Origin of the sequence: Lelliottia sp. 489 (assembly GCF_050435885.1) — a bacterium.
In the GTDB taxonomy this organism is placed as follows: Bacteria; Pseudomonadota; Gammaproteobacteria; order Enterobacterales; family Enterobacteriaceae; genus Enterobacter; species Enterobacter nimipressuralis.
Genome location: NZ_JBNDLC010000001.1, coordinates 526265 through 547893, shown reverse-complemented (window position 1 = coordinate 547893; position 21629 = coordinate 526265). Strand labels below are relative to the sequence as shown.

Below are 21629 nucleotides of genomic sequence, written 5' to 3'. Positions count from 1 at the left end.
AAAGAGGTGTTCGTGGTCAATTCCGTAGTGCATAAAACGGATTCCAACGCGATGTCCGGCTGGCTGAACGGGCTGCTGGGCGTCATCATTTTCAGCGGTTCGCTACCCGCCACTCGTGTGGCGGTGCTGGATATGAATCCTTTTTTCCTAACGTTCCTGCGGGCATCCATTGCCGGTCTTTTCGCCATGATGCTGATCGTCGGGTTTAAGGAAAAACGCCCGCAGTTGTCGCACTTTTTGCCGCTCGTCGTGGTCGCGCTTGGGGTGGTGATCGGTTTTCCGCTGCTGACGGCGCTGGCGCTTCAGCATGTCACCTCGGCGCACTCGATTGTTTTTCTCGGCCTGCTGCCGCTTAGCACCGCGATTTTCGGCGTGCTGCGCGGCGGTGAACGGCCCAAAAAAGCCTTCTGGATGTTCTCTGTGCTGGGCAGCGTTCTGGTGATGGGCTTTGCCCTCTCACAAAGCGCGGCAGTCTCCCTTGTTGGCGATCTGCTGATGCTCGCTGCGGTGATCGTCTGCGGCCTGGGTTACGCCGAAGGCGCCAGACTGACACGTGTACTCGGAGGCTGGCAGGTCATCAGCTGGGCGCTGTTGATTTCTCTGCCCTTTATGCTGACAGCCACGGTGATGACCCAGCCGGCCTCCTTCAGCCACATCGGATATTCCGCCTGGCTGGCGCTGGGATACGTCTCTCTTTTCAGCATGCTGATTGGCTTTATTTTCTGGTACAAAGGCCTTGCGCAGGGCGGGATCGCCGCCGTCGGTCAGCTGCAGTTGTTACAGCCGTTCTTCGGCCTGGGGCTGTCGGCGACGCTCCTGCACGAAAGCGTCAGTCCGTTGATGATCGTTATCACCGCAGGCGTCATTCTGTGCGTCATCGGTTCGCGGAAATGGGGCAAATAACGCGATTCAGAATGTCCATGATGGAGGCATGGGACAGATCAACGAGCCGCGCCCTGTGCCGCTAACGACAGAAATGCGTTCACCGCGCCGCTTGTCTCCGTGTCACGGCTAATCAGCAGCAAATTGGCCGTTAACGCCGGGGCATTCAGACGGCGATAAACCAGGCCGGGAATGTTCACCTGCTGCAGCGGTGCGGGAACCAGCGCAAGCCCCATCCCGGCGGCAGCGTGGGCCAGGACGCTCAGGGTGCTGTCAGAACGGTGTGCGATCTGCAGCCTGTTTTGCAGCTGCTGGCTCAGCATGAGATACAGATGTTCATGCATATCATGGGCGTCGTAGAGGATCAGCGGCTGCCCGGCAAGCATCTCGACGGTGAATAGCGGACGCTCAGCCAGCGGGTGTTCGTCCGATAATGCCACCAGAATGTCCCAGTCCCCTATCCTCTGCACTCTGATTCCGGCGGTCAGGGTTTTGCTGTGATCCGGCGTGTAGCCGATATCCTGCCGCCCGGCGAGAATGGCTTCCACCTGCTGCTGCGCCGGGACCTCCTGCAAAATCATCTCAACATCCGGATAGCGTTGGCGAAAATGACGCAAATCACGCATCAGTTTCCCGCTGAATACGGCATTCCCGGCAAACCCGATTCGCACCGTGCCGGTCTCTCCGCGCAGGGAACGCGCAACGGCGTGTCGGGCAAACTCGGCCTGCTCCAGCGTGCGTCGTGCCTCGGTCTGGAACAGTTTTCCCGCTTCGGTCAGCTCGACGCTTCGGCTGGTCCGAACCAACAACGCGCCGCCGAGTTCCTCCTCCAGCGCACGGATCTGCATACTCAACGCTGGCTGGACAATGTTCAGGCTCTGAGCGGCGCGGCCAAAATGCTTCTCTTCCGCCACGGCCAGAAAATAGCGTAACTGGCGTAAATCCATGTCGCACCTCCAGCAATCATTAAATCTGATTAATCTGTCATTTTATAGTATTGGATGTTATCGAACGCAGGGTGAATACTCCATGCATCTTTCATTAGCGGAGCACGAAAAATGGAAAACAGAACTGAAGATCGCCTGCAGATTACCGACCTGATCAACGGCTGGATCCACCGGGATTTGAACGAATGGGAGCAGCTGCGTTCACTCTTTCACCCTGACGGCACGATCGAAGTCACCTGGTTTGAAGGGCTTTTCGGTGATTTTGTGACGGGTTCAGAGCGTATGGGCACATCGGATATCCGCACCAAACATCTGATGGGCAGCCCGATTATTACTTTTAAGGGTGACAAAGCGATCGTGGAAACGAACGCCATTATTATCGCCGAAAACGTCAAACTGAACGTGGGCTGCAACGGACATAACCGTTTCTACGACCTGATGGAGAAACGCGACGGCGTCTGGAAACTGTTCCATCGGCAGAGCATTTACGACATGGGCACCTTTACGTTCCCGATGGGCGTGGTGGAGATAGACGCGGCGACTGCCGAGAAATACCCGCGTGAATACGCCGCTCTCGCCTACGTGCTGGAAAAGAGCGGATTCCCGGTTAAACGTGTTTTTGCCACGCGCGGCAGTGAATTAGAGCGAAAAATGAAAGCTGACGGCCAGGCCTGGTTAAACGCCTGAACATAACCATCGCCAATCATCTACACTTGCTGAAACCCGCAAACTGGAGATGCGATGATGGCCGACTGGAACCCTTCTTTATATCTGCAATACGGCGCGGAACGCACTCGTCCCGCCGCCGAACTGCTGGCAAGAGTGGCGCTGAATGAGGTGACGGATGTGCTGGATTTGGGCTGTGGCCCGGCAAACAGCACCGCACTTTTGCATCAGCGCTGGCCATCGGCACGCATTGTTGGCGTGGATAATTCACCGGCCATGCTGGAACAGGCGCGGGTTGCGTTGCCCGAATGCCAGTTTATTGAAGCCAATATTCAAACCTATCGCCCGGCGCATTCGGTTGATCTTGTCTATGCCAACGCGTCGCTGCAGTGGATTTCCGATCACTACGAGCTGCTCCCGCACCTGGTTTCTCTGCTCAAAATGAACGGCGTGCTGGCGATTCAGATGCCAGATAATCGTGATGAGCCATCGCACGTTTTGATGCGTGAAGTGGCTTACGAGCAAGGTTTCCCGGACCGCAGCCGCGATCCGCTGCCCGGCGTTCATGCCTATTTTGATATTTTGACGGACGCGGGGTGCGACGTGGATATCTGGCGCACCACCTACTATCACAAAATGAGTTCGCATCAGGCGATCGTTGACTGGGTGAGTGCCACCGGATTGCGCCCCTGGTTGCAGGAGCTGAGCGAACACGAGCAGCGGAACTATCTGGATCGCTATCTTGAACTTCTGGAGCAGCAGTATCCGCTGCAGGAAAACGGGCAGATTTTGCTGGCTTTCCCGCGCCTGTTTATCGTTGCCCGTCGTGAACCTTAAAAGAACTTAAAGCGACAGGCGATAACGTACAAAATCGTCCGCTTCACTAAACTTGTCATACAGTTTTCGCGCAGGGTTGTTTTGACGCGTCACCCAGTACAGCGTTGACCACCCTTCGCGCTTTCCTTCCGCCTGGAGGGCCTCTATCAGCGCCTTTCCGGCACCGCTCCCACGCACATTTGCATCGACAAACAGATCTTCCAGATAGCATACGGGCGCGGTTGAAAATGTCCCTTCATGCAGTACACACAGGGCGAAACCCACGACTTTCCCGTCCATTTCCGCGACCCGACAGAGCAGCGCAGAATGCGGGCTCAGCGCCCTTTCCCATGTCGACGCGGTCACGGACTCATCGAGTTTGCATTCGTAAAACGCGGTGTATCCATCCCACAGCGGCCGCCAGTCGGCATAATCCTCTGCACGCAACGCCCTTACGATTATCGTCATAGGGTCTCCTCGCCGGTTAAATCGATCGTCATGTGAATACAACGCAGCTGGGCGTCGGCCATTCTTGAATAATGAAATCCCTCGCTAACCGTTACAAAGCCTTGTTTCTGATAGAAGGTCTGCGCGTTGGGCGTTGAGGAGAGCGTTAATTGCGAAATGCCGCGTGCGCGTGCCTCTGCTTTAATCGCCGCGATGATCCGCCCCGCCAGCCCTTTTCCGGCTGCTTCGGGGACGGTAAAGATCGCTTCCACGCTGCTGGCGGCCAGATCGAGATAGCCGCTTGCCACGATTTCTCCCTTCTCATCGTCGACCACGTAAAAGGGATTATCGATTATCACCTGACGGTAACTTTCCGGCATTGCCTCCGGCGTCCAGCGGGCGATCACGTCACTATCATAGCTACTCTGGCAGCCTGCACGGATGGCCAGATTGCGAACGAGCCAGAGTCTTTCGGCCTCTTCCGGTGCGGCCAGTCTTAACGTCATATTTTCCTCGGCTATTCAGTCACAGCAGAATGTGGTAATCATGAAAATAGCAGAAGGCAAACAAAAACATAACGACAAATAATGGAGATCCGAATCGTGAAAACGCCCACGTTAACCACTGAACGTCTGTTACTCAAACCGCTGGAAGCGGAAGATGCGCTGCAAATCCAGACATTATATCCGCGCTGGGAGATCGTTCGTTATATGGTGGCGAGCGTACCCTGGCCCTATCCGTCCGATGGCGCAGAAACATACGTGAACAACGTTGCCCTGCCGGATGTGGAAAATGGCGTGGCGTGGTTCTGGACGATTCGTTGCAAAGATAATCCCGATCAACTGATTGGCCTGATCTGCCTGTACGACGTCGAGGATAATAATCGGGGATTCTGGCTGGCGCCCGAATGGCAGGGTCAGGGCTATATGCGCGAAGCGAGCATTGCCGCGACGGACTTCTGGTTTAATACGCTGAACAAACCGCTTCTGCGTGCGCCAAAAGCCGCCGTCAACCAGCGCTCACAGCGGATCTCTACCAGCAGTGGAATGCGCCTGGTGAGAACCGAAAAGAAAGCCTACGTCAGCGGCGAGCTGGACTCGGAGTTATGGGAAATCACCCGCGAAGAGTGGAACGCCTTGCAGCGTTCCTGAATGTTCATTACGTGAGCTGGTAATGCTTGTCCGGTAAGACGCGGGCGGGGATTTCCGGCTCATCGTTCATTTGCAGCAGATCGATCTCCATCGCATTGCAGATGGCATCCAGCGGCAGGTCGTTATTTTCCACGCCGAAGGGTTCTTCCAGCTCTTCAGCCAGCGCATCGAGGGAGATAAAGGTGTAAGAGATCAGCACCGAGACAAACGGCGTCATGTAGTGCAGATCGACCACCAGGGCGAACGGCAGCATGATGCAGAACAGATAGACCGTGCGGTGCAGAATCAGGGTGTAGGCAAACGGCACCGGCGTATTGGCAATCCGCTCGCATCCGGCTAACACCACGGACATGTCGTTCAGACGATTGTTGAGGCTGTGGAACAGAATATCTGACAGCTGCCCTTCCCGACGGCGCACCGCCAGCCACTCGCCCATGATCAGCAAAATACGGTTCGACGGCGAGTTTGAATCCATCACCGCGCGTAAATGTGACGCAGAAAGATAGCGTGAAAGCTGCTCCGCCTGCGGCTGGCGTCTGAGCGTCATGCGCAGGCAATGGGCGAAGGCGATCTGCAGACGCACGAACTCGCTGAGATGCGGATCGTCCGGGAGCGTGTTTTTCACCTCGCGAAATAGCGAGCGTGACGCTATCATCAGTTGCCCCCAAAGCTGGCGAGCCTCAACGTAGCGCGAATAGCAGGCGTTATTGCGAAACCCGAGGAAGATAGCGATCGCCACGCCGAGAATGCTGAACGGCGCAACGGTCAGTTTGATCCCAAGGGAAGAGTACCAGGGTAACATCACGATAACAGCGATGGATAACAGGAAGTTAAGGAACAACCGGGTAAAGATTTTAGACAGGACGGAGCCGTGCCAGACAAAAATCAGGCGCAGCCAGTGCTGTTGAGGACGAACAATCATAGTCAGCTTCAGGTCAATAAAGAGCGCGACTATTAAACGTGATCGCCGTCACGGTTGCAAGCTTGTTACAGGATTGCTGCCCCTTTTTAACTGCTAGACAAAAAGCGCACGATGCCGAAGTGTGTTATAAAAAAACGAAGCACACAGTATGTTGTAACTAATGATGCTTTAAATAAAACCCGGCCGGAGCCGGGCGAGAGGATTAGCACAGCGGTTTGACGGCCGCGCGCATCCCTTTCAGAAGAATCGCATCCAGATCGAGCGTAACCTGTTCTACCAATCCGCTCACTTTCGTCAGATCCTGCTCCCAGTGATCGCTCACGCTGAGAACCGCTTTTACCAGTTCGCTGGTGCTGATCTGCTTGTCATGATGCTGTGCCCACAGCTGCTGATAGCGCTCCAGCCAGTGCAGATCGTCCTGCACCGGATAGTTTTCACCCTCACGCTCTGCACGATAAAACGCGATCACCGCGGCCAGCGCAAAGGTGAGACGCGCAGGTAATTTCCCGGTCGCCTTCTGCCCTGCCAGCAGCTGCGGCAGGATACGGGTGCGGTATTTTGTCATTCCGTTCAGGGCAATCGACAGCAGCTGGTGTTTGATGTACGGGTTACGGAAACGCCCTGTCACCGCGCTGGCGAAGGATTCCAGCTCATCTTTTGGTAAATCCAGCACCGGGATGATCTCCTGGTAGATGGCCTTTTCCACAAATGCGCAGATTTCTGCGTCGTTCATCGCGTCGCCGACGGTGTCCAGCCCCGCCTGGAAGGCCACCGGGACCAGTGCCGTGTGCGCGCCGTTAAGGATTGCGACCTTGCGCTCTTTGTACGGTTTGATGTCGTCCACAATCAGCACGTTAAGCGGGAATTTATCGAGGCGCAGTTCGGCGGCCAGAGATTTAGGGCCCTGAATCACAAACAGATAGAAGTGTTCAGCGGTATCGAGGAAACCATCGTGGTAGCCCAGTTCCGTTTCGAGCGCGGCCACTTCGTCACGCGGGTAGCCGGTGACAATGCGGTCCACGAGGGTGGAGCAGAAACTGTTGGCATCAACCAGCCACTGGGTGAATGCCGCTGGCAGCGCCCACTCCTGGGCATATTTCAGCACCAGTTCACGCAGCGCATCGCCGTTATAATCAATCAGTTCGCACGGAATAATCACCCAGCCTTTGTCGGCCGCACCGTTGAAATGGCTGAAACGCTCGAACAGTAAACGGGTGAGTTTTGCCGGATAGCTCACGGCAGGCGCATCGTCGAATTTGTCATCAGCGTGATAGCTGATGCCCGCTTCGGTAGTGTTGGAGAACACGAAGCGCATATCCGGATTGTGTGCGAGTTTAAGGAATTCGTCGTACTGGCTGTAAACACTGATTTCACGATTCACGGAGCGGATCAGACGCGCGTCACTCACAGCCTCGCCCTTCTCATTCAGGCCGCGAATGATCGTGGTGTACAGACCATCCTGAGTGCTCAGTGAAGGTGGGAAATCGCTCTGGATAGGACGAACAATCACCACCCCGGAATTCAGATCGGTGTGCTCATTCAGCAGGTCGATCTGCCAGTCGATGAACGCACGTAAAAAGTTACCTTCACCAAACTGGATGATACGTTCAGGATAGAGAGCACCGGGAAAATCACGACGATTGAGTGTGTTCACAAGGGGTTCCTTTTTTAATTAGTCATACAGCCCGATAAGATTGGTCCAATAACTTATCAAACTTTTCGACCATGAAACCCTGTTTTGATCAATTCATAAAGCAATTGTGAAAAATATTATAAAAACTTATAGAACACTGATGTCGCCGTCATTTCGCCGTCCGGCATCAGGGCGTAGCGCGGGATCTCACCGACCTTTTGCCAGCCCGCACGCTGATAGAACGTCTCAGCGCCGCTGCCCGAAGCCGTATCCAGTACCAGCACGGTTTTACCCTCCTCCACTGCCACCGCTTCCAGGGCTTCCATTAAGCGCATCGCCACACCGCGACGGCGGGCTTTTTCGTGGACCAGCAGCTTGGCTACATCCGCGCGGTGCGGCTGGTTCTCCGGTTGATCGGTGATGAGCTGAACGGTACCCAAAAATTCGCCACCTTCGTCTCGACAGGCCAGCACGGTGCGCTCCCGGCGGGCCACGCTTTCCGCCACGCCGAGCCAGAACTGACGCGCTTTTTCAGCCGCAAAAGGCAGCATAAAACTCACCGACGCCCCACCGTTAACGCAGTTTTCGAGGATGTCAGCCAGTGAGTCGAGATGCGAGAGAATATCGTCACGTGAAAGGGTGTGAATGTGCAGAGAGGCGGTCATGGGATTTCCTTGTGAAGAGACCGCCTCAGATTGCCTTTAACAATTATTTAACGCAAGCACGCCATTCATAGGCTTTTATTATGCCCGCTGTCTGCACTGTATCGCTGTTTCATGGCGAGGATTTTGTCATGAGCGGTCTGTAGCCAGCGCTGCAAATCATCCTGCTGATGGTCGAATTCACAGATTCCCCAGGAGAATGTCAGGCTCCAGGGATGCAGCCCACGCTGGTTGTATTCCGCGACCTGCTCATTGAGATACTGCATCGCAATCCAGGCCCCCTGCTCATCCGTATCGGCAAACAGAACCGCGAATTCATCGCTACCGTAACGCACCAGCAGATCGGCCTCACGGAATGAGGTGCGCATCAGCTCGGTCATGGCTTTCAGCGCCGCATCGCCTTCTGCCTGCCCGTAGCGTTCGTTAATCTGTCTGAAGCGGTCCAGATCCATCCAGGCGAGCGTCAGTGGCTCTGCACGACGCCGGGCGCCGGATAAGGCAAACGCCGCTAACTGATTAAATCCACGTCGGTTAAACAGCCCGGTCAGCTCATCCGTCGTCGCCGCACAGGCAGCAGCGAACTCGTCTTCCGCCAGCGCTGCCAGGTCGCTCAGGGCGTTAAGATCGGCCGCAACAAAATCGCGGGGGACATAGTCCATCAAACACAGCGTGCCGACGATAGCGCCGTCGGGCAGACGCAGCGGATACCCGGCGTAAAAACGTACGCCAGGCTGGCCTTTTACCAGCGGATTATCGGCAAAACGGGGATCATGTCGCGGGTCAGACACCACCAGCGGTGCGTTATTAAACAGCGTATGCCCGCAGAAAGAGAGATTGCGCGGCAGAACGGCGGCCATGGCATTGTCTAAAGAGAGCGCCACCAGCGAGCGTTCGTCGATCAGGTTCACCCTCGCCATCGGCACGGCAAACAGGCGTTTTGCCAGCCGGGTGATGCGATCGTAGGGTTGATGGTTGTTCGACTCCAAAAGCCTGGAATCACGCAGGGACAGCAGACGGTCTGATTCATTGGCAGGGATCGCGGGCGCTTTCATGATGTCTCCTGACACGCAGCTTTTTAATAGCTTAGCCTAAAGAAACGACTTGTCAGTGCGCAAAAATTCGATTTTTACCGCCGCGCTTAGCCTGGTAAAGCGCAGTGTCTGCCGCCTGCAGCCAGTCCGTTACGTTTGACATCTCGCGGGTCGCCCCCGCGATGCCAATACTGAGGGTGCAATTGACGGTTTCATGCGCCACATCTTGCATAATGGCGGCGGCCTCCATGATCCGCGACGCCACCACGTGCGCCTCATCGATGCTGGTATCCGGAAGCAGGATCACAAACTCATCGCCGCCCAACCGCGCCGGGGTGTCTGTCTGACGCGTGGCAATGTGTAAAATCTCCGAGACCGAGGCGAGCAACGCATCCCCGACTTTATGCCCGAAACGATCGTTCACTTCTTTAAAATTATCGATATCAATGAACATCAGCGCCGATTCCCGGCAGGCCTGCTGAAGTTTATTCAGCTCGTGTTCGATGCGCTTTTCCAGCAGGCGCCGGTTCGCGATATCCAGCAGCGGATCCATCATCGCGATCCGCTCCAGCTCGCGGGATTTGATCCGCAGACGAATGGCAATACTGTCCGTCAGCACGCTAAGCGCAATGATGTAGATCGCAATCAGGGGCAAGGTGGCAAACATGGTCTGCTGCGAAACGGTGATAATAATCGCCATACCCTGCAACAGCCAGGCGGCGAGAAACACCGCCAGCATGGCTATCGCCGCGCGCTTCATTAGCACAAAACCACCTGCGGACAGACGATCGGCCAGCAGGATGGTGGCAATCACCACCGAGGGCAGCGGATTTACGGCCATCATCGCGATCCAGAACCCTCCTGCCCCTGCATCAATCACCAGATTTTGATGTTCTGCGGACAGCGGCGTAGAAGAGCGGCTGGCGCGCAGCCAGGCGACGGTCGGCCAGACAAACGCGTTTAGCGCCAGCAAAAGCATTAGCCATACTGAACGTTGATGTTCAATCAGGACAGAAAGAATAGGAATAAAACAGAGAAAGGTGCCCAGTATACGCATCAGATACATACGTTTAACAAAACGACTCCCTGGTAAGCGATGGTTTTTACTCAGTTTATCAGTTCCGTTCATTACGCGATTTTTCCGATGTGTTATCACCGGTATCTTATTGAGCTTAAAAATACGTAGCAAGCAATTTATCAGCAAAGTGATAACATCAGGGCCGCATTCTGCCTGGGATGGATACGTTTACATCTGTTCCGTACTTTTTTGCGGTTCGACGACGCGCAGATCGTCTGGATGACGCGCACTGGTACGATTTCGCCCAGCTTTTTTCGAACGATAGAGATACTCGTCGGCTTCGGCTAACAGCTTATTAAAGACCTCCGTGAGCTGCCAGGATTCTGCTTTCGCACTCCCAAGACCAATACTCACCGTCAAAAACAGCGTGTGCTGACCCCAGTTGAAGGGATGCGAAGCAACAGATTCTCTGATACGTTCTGCCAGCTCAACGCCCTGACGGGCATCAACGGTATTGGCCACGACCGCAAACTCTTCCCCGCCCATGCGCGCCACCAGCCCGTCCTCGCCCACCACTTGCTGCACCTGCCCGGCGAAAGAGGCCAGCACCCGGTCGCCACACTCATGACCATAGTTGTCATTAATGCTTTTGAAGTAGTCGATATCGAGCAGCATCACGGTCAGAAAACGGGGATGACGATGGGACTCCTCGTGTTTCAGCGCTTCATACAAACCTGAGCGCGAATAGACGCGCGTCAGGAAGTCATAATCGGCGCGCAATGACACCTGATGAATCAGAGAGTTAATCGCCGCCACGCTCACGGAGACCATCACCGGGCAAATTGCCATGGTAGCGATGCCCAGACGCGCAGAGAACATCATCGGCGTCGAAAGCGGCGTCGCCACGGCAATATTTATAATCGAGTTCGCCACCAGGATGATCTCCACCCCGCCGGTGACAAAGGTCAGCAGACAGGTCGCGGGAAGCGAATAACGCACCGCACACCAGATCAGCGCCGGCAGCGGAAACGCCAGGCTGCCCGCCCCGCCGATCACCACCGAGGCCAGGACAGAGACGATCAGTGCCACCACGGGCATAAAGTGTTCTACCCGCACCGGGTTCTTGATCTCAGGGATTTTAACGGTCAACAGACACGGCAGGATCAGCACGCCGGTCGAGAACTGCTCGCTAAACCAGTCGGCAAACAGCGGCCAGAAAGTTTGACTGTCGATCCCAACGGAACCCATCGCCCCCACCAGCGCGCACAGCAGCGCGGCGATAAGGCAAAAGTTAAACAGGCGTAAGGCATTGATCGGGTCCGGAACCGTGCGGCCCCGACGTCTGTCCCGCGTCACCAGCAGCGCCACGGTCACGATAAACACCATATTGGAGAGGTTGATCACCACCGAGGCCATCCCCCAGTTGGTGGTCACCGCGTCGTACATCAGCATCGCGACATAGGACACCGCGTAATAGTGCAGGCGATTGAGATATGCGTAACGGGCAAACACCCCGGCCATTACGCCATTCAGCGGCCAGAACAGTGAGAGCGCTTCCACCAGACGCAGTTCCGCGCCAATAAAATAGAACAGCGTGGTCAGAATAAAAATACTGACCGCATTGCGAAGCGGATTATCGGGCAGAAAAGGCTTAACGGATGTCAAAGAAGAAGGCATCAAATATCAATCCATATAATTGCTTAGCGCAATTATTTCGCGGTCATCAGCAGAATAATAAAAGATTAGCACGTATCTATAACATACATAGCCGGCATGCATAACCCATCAAGGTTGGGCGTTCATTTGCAGCACCAGCCAGTGGTGGATGACCGTCACAATGTAACGCTGCTGATCGGCATTTAACGCCTCGCCCTGGGGAATATGGTGCCATTTAGCGAGACAACCGCGACAGCAGGTTGCCGTAGCATGCTGGGCGATAAAGACCGGATGCCCGCGCATTGGGGTCTGCTTGCCGTCGTTGACGGGCATGGCCGCCGCCAGACGACGGGCAACAAAATCCGCGGCGTGTTGATCGATAGTTTCCGCCCCTTTGTCCCAGCAGTACTGCCGCTCTTTCGTGCCCAGTTTGAAGCGAGAACGAAAGGTTGAACGTGCCAGCCGGGCAAACAGATCGTCAAGGGTGTTCATCAGTAGACGGACCGCCCCAGCCGCTGGGTGAGTTTCTCCAGCACCGCCACGCCTGCCAGCGAGTTCCCGGCGTCATCCAGCTCCGGGCTCCAGACCGCAATCGCCATTTCGTGCGGCACAATCGCCACCACCCCGCCGCCGACGCCTGATTTAGCGGGCAGCCCGACGCGCCAGGCAAATTCCCCGGCGTTCTGATACATCCCGCTTGTCGCCATCAGCGCATTGACCTGACGCGCCTGCATCGGCGTGACAACTGCCTGATTATGCAGCGAGGAGAAGCCCTGGTCGGCCAGAAACAGGAAAGTACGCGCGAGTTCCACGCAGCTCATTTTCAGCGCGCAGTAGTGGAAATAGTTTTGCAGTACTGTAGCCACATCGTTATGGAAATTACCGAAAGACTTCATCAGCCAGGCGATGGCGGCGTTTCGCGCCGAATGTTCAAACTCAGAGCGAGCAACGTTAGCGTCGTAACTCAGATCCGAAACGCCGCTCAGCTGGCGCACAATCTCCAGCATCCGCTGACGCGGCGCGCTAAGACGGCTTTGCAGCATGTCGCAGACCACCAGCGCACCGGCGTTGATAAAAGGATTGCGCGGTTTACCCTGTTCGATTTCCAGCTGGAGCAACGAGTTAAACGGCTGACCGGAAGGATCTTTCCCTACCCGCTGCCAGATCTCGTCTTCGTCATACTGACGCATCGCCGCAACCAGGCTTAACACTTTGGAGATCGACTGAATCGAAAAGCGCTCGGCGGCATCGCCGGCCTGATAAAGCTCACCTTTCACGGTGCAAATGGCGATACCCAGCTTATTGCCACTGACGCACGCCAGCGCCGGAATGTAATCGGCAACCTTTCCCTGCCCGATTAATGGACGAACCTGCGCCAGAATCTCTTCCAGCATCTGATTATCGATGACCGCAGCCACATGTTGCTCCTTGCCTGGAGGCCAAAAACGGGCTGCGAGTATAACAGAGGCGAATGTGTCGCGTCAGGCGGGAAGACGAAAACGCGAAACCGCCTGCATCAGTAAATACGACTCATCGTGTAAGCGACGCGACGCCTGGGAGGCGGTGGTCACCAGTACATCCGTCTGTTGCGACACCTGATTCAGCGCCTGCAGCTGGCGGGTCATCTGATGAATACTCTCCCCCTGACTCATCGTGGCAGCAGAAATATCGTCAAGCAGACCGCTCAGATTTGCCACCAGCCCGGTTACCTGTTGCAGGTTGTTCTCAAGCTTCACCACCGCTTTCGATCCGTCTTCAATTCCCTGTAACGAGTGATTAATCAGCTCCTGAATGGTTTGCGTCGAATGACTGCTTTTTCTCGCCAGCAGCCCTACTTCACGCGCGACAACCGCAAAACCGCGCCCCTGATTACCCGCATGGGCGGCTTCAATAGCGGCGTTCAGCGCCAGAATGTTGGTCTGAAACGCCACGCTGTCGATCATCGAGACGATCCCGCGCATCTCTGACGATCGTTCTACGATCGCCTGCATGGAGGCATTAACGGTCGACATCATGATATCACCCCCCGCCGCCGTCTTACGCGCTTCATCCGCACGCGAGCTGGCGAGCTTCGCGTACCCCGTATTGCCCTCAACGTGGTTTTCCAGCGTGGCGATGTGCGCCGTCACGTCGCTCAGCTCCTGGGCCTGCCGCACAGACTGCTGATACAGCTTCTGGTTGCCTTCCGCCAGTTCGCCGATGTTTTCTACCATTGCGGTTGTGGCTTCACTCACCTGCGTCACCAGCTGCTGTAATCCGCGCTGCATGGTGCTAATACTGGCGCTCAACTGCCCGATTTCGCGGTTAAAACTGTTTACAGCCGGCGCGGCACCCGAGAGATCTCCGGCGGCAAGCTGGTTGATATGAGCGATAAGCCTGCGCAGCGGGGCAATCACCCAGCGCGACATGCCAAACCACACCGCCACCGCAATCAGTAGCAGGACCACTGGCGCCAGCAGGAACAGCGACTGCAAATCAGCGAGGCGATGCATTAGCGACTGGCGCCCTTCTCCTGCCCGTTGTTCGCTCAACTGCTGATAGCGCGCGTAGTTATCATTAAAGTCGGTCTGAAACGCCTGGGCGGGAACGGCAAAAAAAGCGTCAATGGAATGGGTCTTTACCAGCCCTTCCGCCTGCTCATTGATGGCGCCGTAGAATAACTGATAGCTATTAATCAGCGCCTCATCTTTGAGCGGATTCAGCGCCAGCCAGCCCTTCCAGGCCTCCTGGGAAGCATTAAGCGCCTTTTGCGCTTCATCCATCAGGCTGTTCCAGCTCCCTTCAGAGCCGGTCTCTTTATCCTGCATAAAATAGACGCCCGAGCGATTGAGCAGATCGCTTGCCGCCAGCAGGGAGACATGCGCCAGATCCAGTTTGCTTTGCTGCTGTTGCGCCAGCTGATTTTGTTGTTCATTGCGCTGGGCATCACGAAGCGAGGCGGTCAGGAGAATTGAGGAGGAGAGCTGCAGGGCGGAGAAAAGCCCGATAATACAAAAGATGCCCGCCAGCAGACCAAACTGACGCTTCGCAATACGGCTGAAAATTTGCGTTAGGTTCATAATATTCTTCTGTAACAGTACGTTAGACGCGTGGGAGTCTACGAAACGCAAATGACAGAACCATGACAGAAAAATGACAAAGGCCTTCGCGGTGAAGGCCTTTTAAGCAAGTTTAACAAGACCTACACGCGGTCTTTCCATACGGTCTGGATATTGCAGAACTCATGCAAACCGAAGTGAGATAACTCACGGCCAAAGCCGCTCTTCTTCACGCCGCCAAAGGCCACGCGCGCATCGCTGGCGCTGAAGCCATTGATGAACACCCCGCCGCACTCCAGCTGGCGAGCAAACGCCTCGGCACGTTGCGCATCGGCGGTAAACACCGTCGCCGACAGACCAAAATCACTGTCGTTTGCAAGCATCAGGGCATGTTCCGCGTCTTTCGCCACGGTGATCGCGGCGACCGGCCCGAACAGCTCCTGACGAAACGCGGTCATCTCTGGGGTGACGTTGCCTAATACGGTCGCCGGATAATAATTCCCCGCACCGGCCACTTTCTCTCCGCCAAGTAAAAGCGTTGCGCCCTCGTTAAGCGTCGCCTGCACCTGCTGGTGCAGTTCATCACGCAGATCGAACCGCGCCATCGGCCCCAGATAGTTCTCTTCGTTATCGGGCGCGCCCATCTTCAGGGCCGCAGCAGCCGCGACAAAGCGTTCGGTAAACTGCTCTGCGATCCCCTCTTCGACGATAAAGCGTTTGGCAGCCGCACACACCTGTCCGGTATTCTGATAGCGCCCGGCGACGGCCGCTTTCACGGCCAGATCCAGATCAGCATCGTTCAGCACAATAAAGGGATCGGACCCACCCAGCTCCAGCACGCATTTTTTGAGGACCGCAGCCGCCTGTGCGCCAATTGCCGCCCCGGCACGTACGCTCCCGGTGACGGTAATCGAAGCGATGCGACAATCGTTAATCGCCTGGCTGACGCCGTCGTTCGTGGCGTTGACCCAGCCAAACACCCCTGGCGCAAAACCGGCATCCGCGAACATATCGCCGATAAGCGTCGCCGACCCCAGAACGTTCGGCGCGTGTTTCAGCAGATAGCTGTTACCGGCGAGCAGAATCGGTACCGCCCCGCGCAGCACCTGCCACAGCGGGAAGTTCCACGGCATCACTGCCAGCACCGGTCCCAGCGGGCGATACTCGATCACCGCTTTTTGATTTTCAACCTGCGTCGGTTCCGCAGCCAGCATCGCCGGGCCGTGCTCGGCGTACCAGTCGCACAGACCGGCAGATTTCGTCACTTCGGCGCGTGCCTGCAAAATAGGTTTACCCATCTCACGGGACATCATTTGCGCCATCTCTTCTGCGCGCGCCCGCAGTGCGCTAGCAAGATCGCGCAGTTTCTGCGCCCGGTGAGTAACGCTTTCATTGCGCCACTGACGGAAACCGCGATCCGCCCGCGCGATCGCCTGCTCTACCTCGGCGGCGGTGGCCCACGGATAGGCCGCGAGGGTTTCGCCGTTAGCCGGATTAATTGACAGCGCATGGGTAGCCGGTGAATGAGTCATAGTCTTCTCCACGTAATAAGGGTTGATTGATTGTGGCTCACTCTGCTATTTCTTAAAAATGAATAATACTGACTCACTTATTCACGAAAAGAGAATGCTATGGATTTAACTCAGCTCGAAATGTTTAATGCCGTCGCCCAGACCGGGAGCATCACCCAGGCGGCGCAAAAGGTGCATCGTGTGCCGTCCAACCTTACCACCCGAATCCGTCAACTGGAGGCGGATCTTGGCGTTGAGCTGTTTATCCGTGAAAACCAGCGTTTGCGCCTCTCTCCCGCCGGGCATAACTTTCTGCGCTACAGCAAGCAGATCCTCGCTCTGGTCGACGAGGCGCGGATGGTGGTCGCCGGGGATGAACCGCAGGGGCTGTTCGCTCTGGGGGCGCTGGAGAGCACCGCCGCGGTGCGCATTCCTGAATCCCTGGCGCAGTTTAACCAGCGCTATCCGCGCATTCAGTTCGCCCTGTCCACCGGACCTTCCGGCACGATGATCGATGGCGTGCTGGAGGGCACGTTGAGCGCGGCATTTGTCGACGGGCCGCTCTCGCATCCGGAGCTGGACGGGATGCCGGTCTATCAGGAAGAGATGATGCTGGTTGCCGCCGCCGGGCATGAAAAGGTGTCGCGCGCCACGCAGGTGAGCGGTCGGGACGTGTACGCGTTTCGCGCCAACTGCTCCTACAGACGGCATCTGGAGAGCTGGTTTCACGCAGATCGCGCCACGCCGGGGCGGATCCATGAGATGGAGTCGTACCACGGTATGCTGGCCTGTGTGATTGCGGGCGCAGGTATTGCGCTGATGCCCCGCTCGATGCTGGAGAGCATGCCGGGGCATCTTCAGGTGGAGGCGTGGCCGCTGGCAGAAAACTGGCGCTGGCTCACGACCTGGCTGGTATGGCGACGCGGCGCAATGACGCGTCAGCTGGAAGCGTTTATAGCACTGCTAAACGAACGTCAGCCACCAGCACCTTCTCCATAAACAGGCTAAGCGGATCTTCGTCGTAGGGCGGAAACGCCGGGCGCGCCTGATAACCGCAGCGCTCATACAGCTGGATAGCCGCGTGCTGCTTGATACCGGTTTCGAGGCGCAACGTGTGGCAGTGGCGGCTCAGGGCTTCGTCCTCCAGCGCCGCCAACAGTTTTTCCCCAAGCCTTTGTCCGCGATGGGTGGGATCGATATACACCCGTTTCATCTCCCCGCTGCCGTCGCCGTTGAGCACGATCGCCCCGCAGCCCACGGCATTCAGCTGGTTATCACGGATCACCATCATTAAAAGCGACCCCGCCGCCAGCTGGGTGAGATCGACCAGATGGTTGCTTTCCGCCGGGTAAAGCTCAGTTTGATAGCTGTCCAGGGCGGCGATCAGCGCCAGAATATCCGGATGAGTGGCAGATTCAGAGGTAATGGAATACATGGCAGGCTCCTTTTGTTGTTTGTTATCAACATAGCTGCCACCTCGGTTCAGGTGTTCATACTTTTAACTTATCTCTGTACCTCGTTTGAGGATTACCTGATAAAAGGTGCCAAAAATGCGGGGCACTGTAATTATATACAGTCATTGTGTTTAAACCGCGATAACATCTCCCCCTACTGGCAGCATGCCCGCAGGCTGCGGGCATGTAGACGTAAAAGCGGAGACTACTGGCGCAGGAAGATTTTTCCTTTGAGATACAGCGTGGCTTGCCCGCCAATCAGCACCCGGTCGCCCTGTAGCTCACAGCGCAGATCCCCGCCTCTGGCCGACACCTGGCGCGCCTGCATCTGCGTTTTGCCGAGCTTTTCGCTCCAGTAGGGAATCAGCATACTGTGGGTGGAGCCTGTCACCGGATCTTCTGGCACGCCTTCGCCTGGGCAGAAGAAGCGGCTGACGAAATCCGCTTCGTCGCCAGGCGCCGTAATACAGACCATTTTGTCGAGCGGGATCATGGATGAGATATCCGGGCTGATGGACTCAACCTGCTGCTGGTTTTCCAGCACTACCATATAGTCTCGCGCCACGCGAACCTCTTTCGCGCTGGTGATCCCAAGGGAGTAAAACAGCAGCGCCGGAGGATTATCGACGGCCTCACTCGCCCATGCCGGGAAGTTGAGCGTCAGCCAGTCGCCGTTGCGCTTCACGGTCAGTTTGCCGACAAAACGGGTAGTGAAGGTAATTTCCGTATGCGGATAGTCGAGATATTCGAAGATCACATGAGACGCCGCCAGCGTGGCATGCCCACAGAGGTCAATCTCATCAAGTGTCGTAAACCAGCGCAGCTCAAAACCCTCGTCCGTACGCACGAAGAACGCCGTCTCCGACTGATTATGTTGCTTCGCCATGCTGAGCAACGTCTCGTCCGGAAGCCACTCCTCCAGCGGACACACTGCGGCGGCGTTGCCACCAAAGGCTTTATCGCTGAAGGCATCCACCAGATAAAAATCAATTTCTTGCATCGTCTTACCGCCTGTTTTTATTGTGCTGTTCTTTATATTCAAGGAAAACAACGCCCTTCGCTACAGGACGTATAAGCAAAATATTGAGATCTGCATCACATAATGATTGTCTTTTAGCCAGTTAAGGCTTTAAGATCGCCCTCTCATCTTTTCAGCAACGAACCCCAAATCTTATGCCTTCGAACACAGTTTCACGCAAGGTCGCGTGGCTACGTGTGGTCACGCTTGCCATTGCCGCGTTTATATTCAATACCACGGAATTTGTTCCCGTGGGTCTGCTTTCCGATATCGCTCAAAGTTTCCAGATGGAAACTGCGCAGGTCGGGATCATGCTGACCATCTACGCGTGGGTGGTGGCGCTGATGTCTCTGCCGTTTATGCTGCTGACCAGCCAGATGGAGCGACGCAAGCTGTTGATTGGCCTGTTTGTGCTATTTATCGCCAGCCATGTGCTGTCGTTCCTCGCCTGGAACTTTACCGTGCTGGTGATAAGCCGCATCGGTATTGCGTTCGCTCACGCCATTTTCTGGTCGATTACCGCCTCGCTGGCCATTCGTCTGGCACCTGCAGGTAAACGCGCACAGGCGCTGAGCCTGCTGGCGACCGGCACCGCGCTGGCGATGGTGCTCGGCCTGCCTATCGGGCGCATCGTCGGGCAGTATTTCGGCTGGAGAACCACCTTCTTTGCTATCGGTATGGGCGCATTGATTACCCTGCTGTGCCTGATCAAGCTCCTGCCGAAATTACCGAGTGAACACTCCGGCTCGCTTAAAAGCCTGCCGGTGCTGTTCCGCCGCCCGGCGCTGATGAGTATTTATCTGCTGACGGTCATTGTCGTTACCGCCCACTACACGGCCTACAGCTATATTGAACCTTTTGTGAAGGTTGTCGCGGGCTTTAGCGCTAATTTTGCAACGGTGCTGCTGCTCCTCCTCGGCGGGGCTGGCATTATCGGCAGTATCCTGTTTGGCAAACTGGGCAATCAGCACGCGTCGCTGCTGGTGAGCGGCGCTATCGGTGCCCTGATGCTGTGTCTGGTGTTGCTAATGCCGGCGGCAGGCAGCGAAACAAATTTGGCGATACTGAGTATTTGCTGGGGCGTGGCGATGATGATTATCGGCCTCGGTATGCAGGTGAAAGTCCTGGCGCTGGCACCAGATGCCACCGATGTGGCGATGTCACTTTTCTCCGGGATCTTCAATTTAGGCATCGGTGCGGGTGCGCTGGTGGGAAATCAGATCAGCCTGCATTTTTCTATGTCAGCGATTGGTTATCTGGGGGCGATTCCGGCGCTGGCGGCGTTAATTTGGTCGATTCTGATCTTCCGCAAGTGGCCGGTGGCGCTAGAAGAGCAGACACATCATGGGTGATGTCTGCCAAAGAAAGTAGCAATTGCCCGGGCCTACAGATTGTGTAGGCCCGGCTGTGTTAGTGATAGGTCTTAATAATTTCCAGTACGCCGTTAATAATAAACTGCACACCCATACAGACCAGCAGGAAGCCCATCAGACGGGAAATCGCCTCGATACCGCCTTTGCCCACCCAACGCATGATCGCGCCGGAACTGCGCAAACATCCCCACAAAATGACGCCGATAATGGCAAAGATCAGCGGTGGCGCCACCATGACGACCCACGCGGAGAAGGTTGTGCCATCACGTACCGTTGACGCGGAGCTGATGATCATCGCTATCGTCCCTGGCCCTGCCGTGCTTGGCATGGCGAGCGGTACAAATGCGATATTAGCGGAAGGCTCAGACTCCATCTCTTCCGATTTGCTTTTCGCTTCCGGCGATTCATGGGCTTTATGCGCCGGGAACAGCATGCGGAAACCGATAAAGGCGACGATTAAGCCCCCTGCAATTCGTAACCCGGGAATCGAAATCCCGAAGGTATTCATCACCACCTGTCCGGCGTAATAGGCCACCATCATAATGATGAAAACATACACCGACGCCATCAACGACTGGTGGTTACGTTCGGCGCTGTTCATGTTGCCCGCCAGCCCTAAAAACAACGCCACGGTTGTTAACGGGTTCGCCAGCGGCAGCAGCACCACCAGCCCAAGTCCTATTGCCTGAATTAATTCCACCATAGTGCGTCGTCGTCCTTATCCATAATCAACACTGACAGTATACGGTGAAATGGCCTGACACAGCCACGCAGACAACGTAAGCAGTGTTTTCCGCTGAATTACGATAACCCTGCGTTATGTTTATGATTTAAAAGGACTCAAAAAAAGTTCATGAAACGTTTTAGCAAATCGTGGCATCGGCGGATACATTCGGTTGACTTATACTTGCCTGAGCAATAATATCTGCCGTGATTAAACTACTTGCCAGGGCAACCATTGTGAAAAGCACCAGTGATCTCTTTAACGAAATTATTCCACTGGGCCGTCTTATTCATATGGTGAACCAGAAAAAAGATCGCCTGCTCAACGACTATCTGTCTCCGATGGACATCACTGCGACCCAGTTCAAAGTGCTGTGCTCCATTCGCTGCGAAGTGTGCATCACCCCGGTTGAGCTGAAAAAGGTGCTCTCTGTCGACCTTGGCGCGCTCACGCGCATGCTCGATCGTCTTGTCTGCAAAGGATGGATTGAAAGGCGACCTAACCCCAATGACAAGCGCGGCGTACTGGTGCAGCTCACCAGCGATGGTGCGGCCATGTGCGAGCGCTGTCATGAGTTAGTAGGACAAACACTGCACCAGGAACTAACAAAAAACTTAACGGCGGATGAAGTGGTCACTCTTGAGCATTTGCTGAAGAAAATCCTGCCGTAAACAGAAGAG

23 protein-coding genes are annotated in these 21629 nt (G+C 55.7%); 7 read left to right on the top strand and 16 right to left on the bottom strand.

What is annotated here, in order from left to right; genetic code table 11:
- Positions 1-12: 12 nt before the first annotated feature.
- On the top strand, positions 13-903 hold the full coding sequence (locus ABIE11_RS02775; RefSeq protein ID WP_231275601.1) for a DMT family transporter: 891 nt from the start codon (positions 13-15) through the stop codon (positions 901-903).
- Between the two features lie 38 nt (positions 904-941).
- Here the strand turns inward: ABIE11_RS02775 and ABIE11_RS02770 are convergent, their stop codons facing one another.
- A complete protein-coding gene (locus tag ABIE11_RS02770) occupies positions 942-1829 on the bottom strand; it encodes a LysR substrate-binding domain-containing protein (protein ID WP_429183927.1) in 888 nt (295 codons plus the stop codon).
- Positions 1830-1940: 111 nt separating this feature from the next.
- Here ABIE11_RS02770 and ABIE11_RS02765 point away from each other — a divergent pair, with 111 nt between their 5' ends.
- Complete coding sequence (locus tag ABIE11_RS02765) at positions 1941-2516, top strand: nuclear transport factor 2 family protein (RefSeq protein WP_429183925.1); 576 nt, start codon at positions 1941-1943, stop codon at positions 2514-2516.
- Between the two features lie 57 nt (positions 2517-2573).
- Positions 2574-3332, top strand: a complete 759-nt coding sequence (gene tam / locus ABIE11_RS02760; protein WP_129034923.1) for a trans-aconitate 2-methyltransferase — start codon at positions 2574-2576, stop codon at positions 3330-3332.
- Positions 3333-3338: 6 nt separating this feature from the next.
- Here the strand turns inward: tam and ABIE11_RS02755 are convergent, their stop codons facing one another.
- Positions 3339-3779, bottom strand: coding sequence for an N-acetyltransferase family protein (locus ABIE11_RS02755; RefSeq protein WP_429183923.1), 441 nt, complete (start codon positions 3777-3779; stop codon positions 3339-3341).
- A complete protein-coding gene (locus ABIE11_RS02750; RefSeq protein ID WP_248858480.1) occupies positions 3776-4264 on the bottom strand; it encodes a GNAT family N-acetyltransferase in 489 nt (162 codons plus the stop codon). The genes ABIE11_RS02755 and ABIE11_RS02750 overlap by 4 nt, the downstream gene beginning before the upstream one ends.
- A gap of 96 nt (positions 4265-4360) precedes the next feature.
- Here ABIE11_RS02750 and ABIE11_RS02745 point away from each other — a divergent pair, with 96 nt between their 5' ends.
- Complete coding sequence (locus ABIE11_RS02745; RefSeq protein WP_100780878.1) at positions 4361-4909, top strand: GNAT family N-acetyltransferase; 549 nt, start codon at positions 4361-4363, stop codon at positions 4907-4909.
- A 7-nt stretch (positions 4910-4916) separates the two neighbouring features.
- On the opposite strand, the gene ABIE11_RS02740 is transcribed toward ABIE11_RS02745, so the two are convergent.
- From ABIE11_RS02740 to sad, 10 genes are all read right to left on the bottom strand, one after another.
- On the bottom strand, positions 4917-5831 hold the full coding sequence (locus ABIE11_RS02740; RefSeq protein ID WP_100780169.1) for a bestrophin family protein: 915 nt from the start codon (positions 5829-5831) through the stop codon (positions 4917-4919).
- A gap of 202 nt (positions 5832-6033) precedes the next feature.
- Positions 6034-7485 carry a tagaturonate reductase gene (locus tag ABIE11_RS02735; protein WP_429183920.1) on the bottom strand — a complete coding sequence of 484 codons (1452 nt, stop codon included), beginning with the start codon at positions 7483-7485 and terminating at the stop codon, positions 6034-6036.
- Between the two features lie 116 nt (positions 7486-7601).
- Positions 7602-8129, bottom strand: coding sequence for an N-acetyltransferase family protein (locus ABIE11_RS02730; RefSeq protein WP_429183918.1), 528 nt, complete (start codon positions 8127-8129; stop codon positions 7602-7604).
- Positions 8130-8194: 65 nt separating this feature from the next.
- Positions 8195-9178, bottom strand: a complete 984-nt coding sequence (locus tag ABIE11_RS02725; RefSeq protein WP_429183916.1) for a sensor domain-containing diguanylate cyclase — start codon at positions 9176-9178, stop codon at positions 8195-8197.
- Between the two features lie 52 nt (positions 9179-9230).
- Complete coding sequence (locus ABIE11_RS02720; protein WP_429184262.1) at positions 9231-10223, bottom strand: diguanylate cyclase; 993 nt, start codon at positions 10221-10223, stop codon at positions 9231-9233.
- 180 nt (positions 10224-10403) lie between these two features.
- Complete coding sequence (locus tag ABIE11_RS02715) at positions 10404-11852, bottom strand: diguanylate cyclase (RefSeq protein ID WP_429183914.1); 1449 nt, start codon at positions 11850-11852, stop codon at positions 10404-10406.
- 108 nt (positions 11853-11960) lie between these two features.
- Entirely contained in the window at positions 11961-12323 is a 363-nt protein-coding gene (locus ABIE11_RS02710) for a DUF4186 domain-containing protein (RefSeq protein ID WP_123427936.1), read from the bottom strand.
- Positions 12323-13249 carry a glutaminase B gene (gene glsB / locus ABIE11_RS02705; RefSeq protein ID WP_107703578.1) on the bottom strand — a complete coding sequence of 309 codons (927 nt, stop codon included), beginning with the start codon at positions 13247-13249 and terminating at the stop codon, positions 12323-12325. Before glsB ends, ABIE11_RS02710 begins: the two co-directional genes overlap by 1 nt.
- Positions 13250-13312: 63 nt before the next feature.
- Positions 13313-14890 carry a methyl-accepting chemotaxis protein gene (locus ABIE11_RS02700; RefSeq protein ID WP_429183911.1) on the bottom strand — a complete coding sequence of 526 codons (1578 nt, stop codon included), beginning with the start codon at positions 14888-14890 and terminating at the stop codon, positions 13313-13315.
- Between the two features lie 122 nt (positions 14891-15012).
- Positions 15013-16401: a succinate-semialdehyde dehydrogenase gene (gene sad / locus ABIE11_RS02695; RefSeq protein ID WP_429183909.1), complete on the bottom strand. Its 1389-nt coding sequence runs from the start codon at positions 16399-16401 to the stop codon at positions 15013-15015.
- Between the two features lie 99 nt (positions 16402-16500).
- On the opposite strand from sad, the gene ptrR reads away from it, so the two are divergent.
- Positions 16501-17379 carry a putrescine utilization regulator PtrR gene (gene ptrR / locus ABIE11_RS02690; protein ID WP_102103712.1) on the top strand — a complete coding sequence of 293 codons (879 nt, stop codon included), beginning with the start codon at positions 16501-16503 and terminating at the stop codon, positions 17377-17379.
- Here ptrR and ABIE11_RS02685 read toward each other — a convergent pair.
- Both ABIE11_RS02685 and ABIE11_RS02680 read right to left on the bottom strand, forming a co-directional pair.
- Positions 17333-17815 (bottom strand): GNAT family N-acetyltransferase, encoded by a 483-nt coding sequence (locus ABIE11_RS02685; RefSeq protein WP_429183907.1) that lies wholly within the window; start codon positions 17813-17815, stop codon positions 17333-17335. The two genes, ptrR and ABIE11_RS02685, sit on opposite strands and share 47 nt — an antisense overlap.
- A 224-nt stretch (positions 17816-18039) precedes the next feature.
- Complete coding sequence (locus ABIE11_RS02680; protein WP_409255065.1) at positions 18040-18834, bottom strand: PhzF family phenazine biosynthesis protein; 795 nt, start codon at positions 18832-18834, stop codon at positions 18040-18042.
- A 173-nt stretch (positions 18835-19007) separates the two neighbouring features.
- On the opposite strand from ABIE11_RS02680, the gene ABIE11_RS02675 reads away from it, so the two are divergent.
- The gene (locus ABIE11_RS02675; protein WP_429183904.1) at positions 19008-20204 is read left to right on the top strand and encodes a sugar transporter; all 1197 of its coding nucleotides are present in this window, start codon (positions 19008-19010) and stop codon (positions 20202-20204) included.
- A 58-nt stretch (positions 20205-20262) separates the two neighbouring features.
- Here ABIE11_RS02675 and ABIE11_RS02670 read toward each other — a convergent pair whose 3' ends face one another.
- Positions 20263-20928, bottom strand: coding sequence for a MarC family NAAT transporter (locus ABIE11_RS02670; RefSeq protein ID WP_100780182.1), 666 nt, complete (start codon positions 20926-20928; stop codon positions 20263-20265).
- A 257-nt stretch (positions 20929-21185) separates the two neighbouring features.
- On the opposite strand from ABIE11_RS02670, the gene marR reads away from it, so the two are divergent.
- A complete protein-coding gene (gene marR, locus ABIE11_RS02665; protein WP_100780183.1) occupies positions 21186-21620 on the top strand; it encodes a multiple antibiotic resistance transcriptional regulator MarR in 435 nt (144 codons plus the stop codon).
- Positions 21621-21629 lie beyond the last annotated feature (9 nt).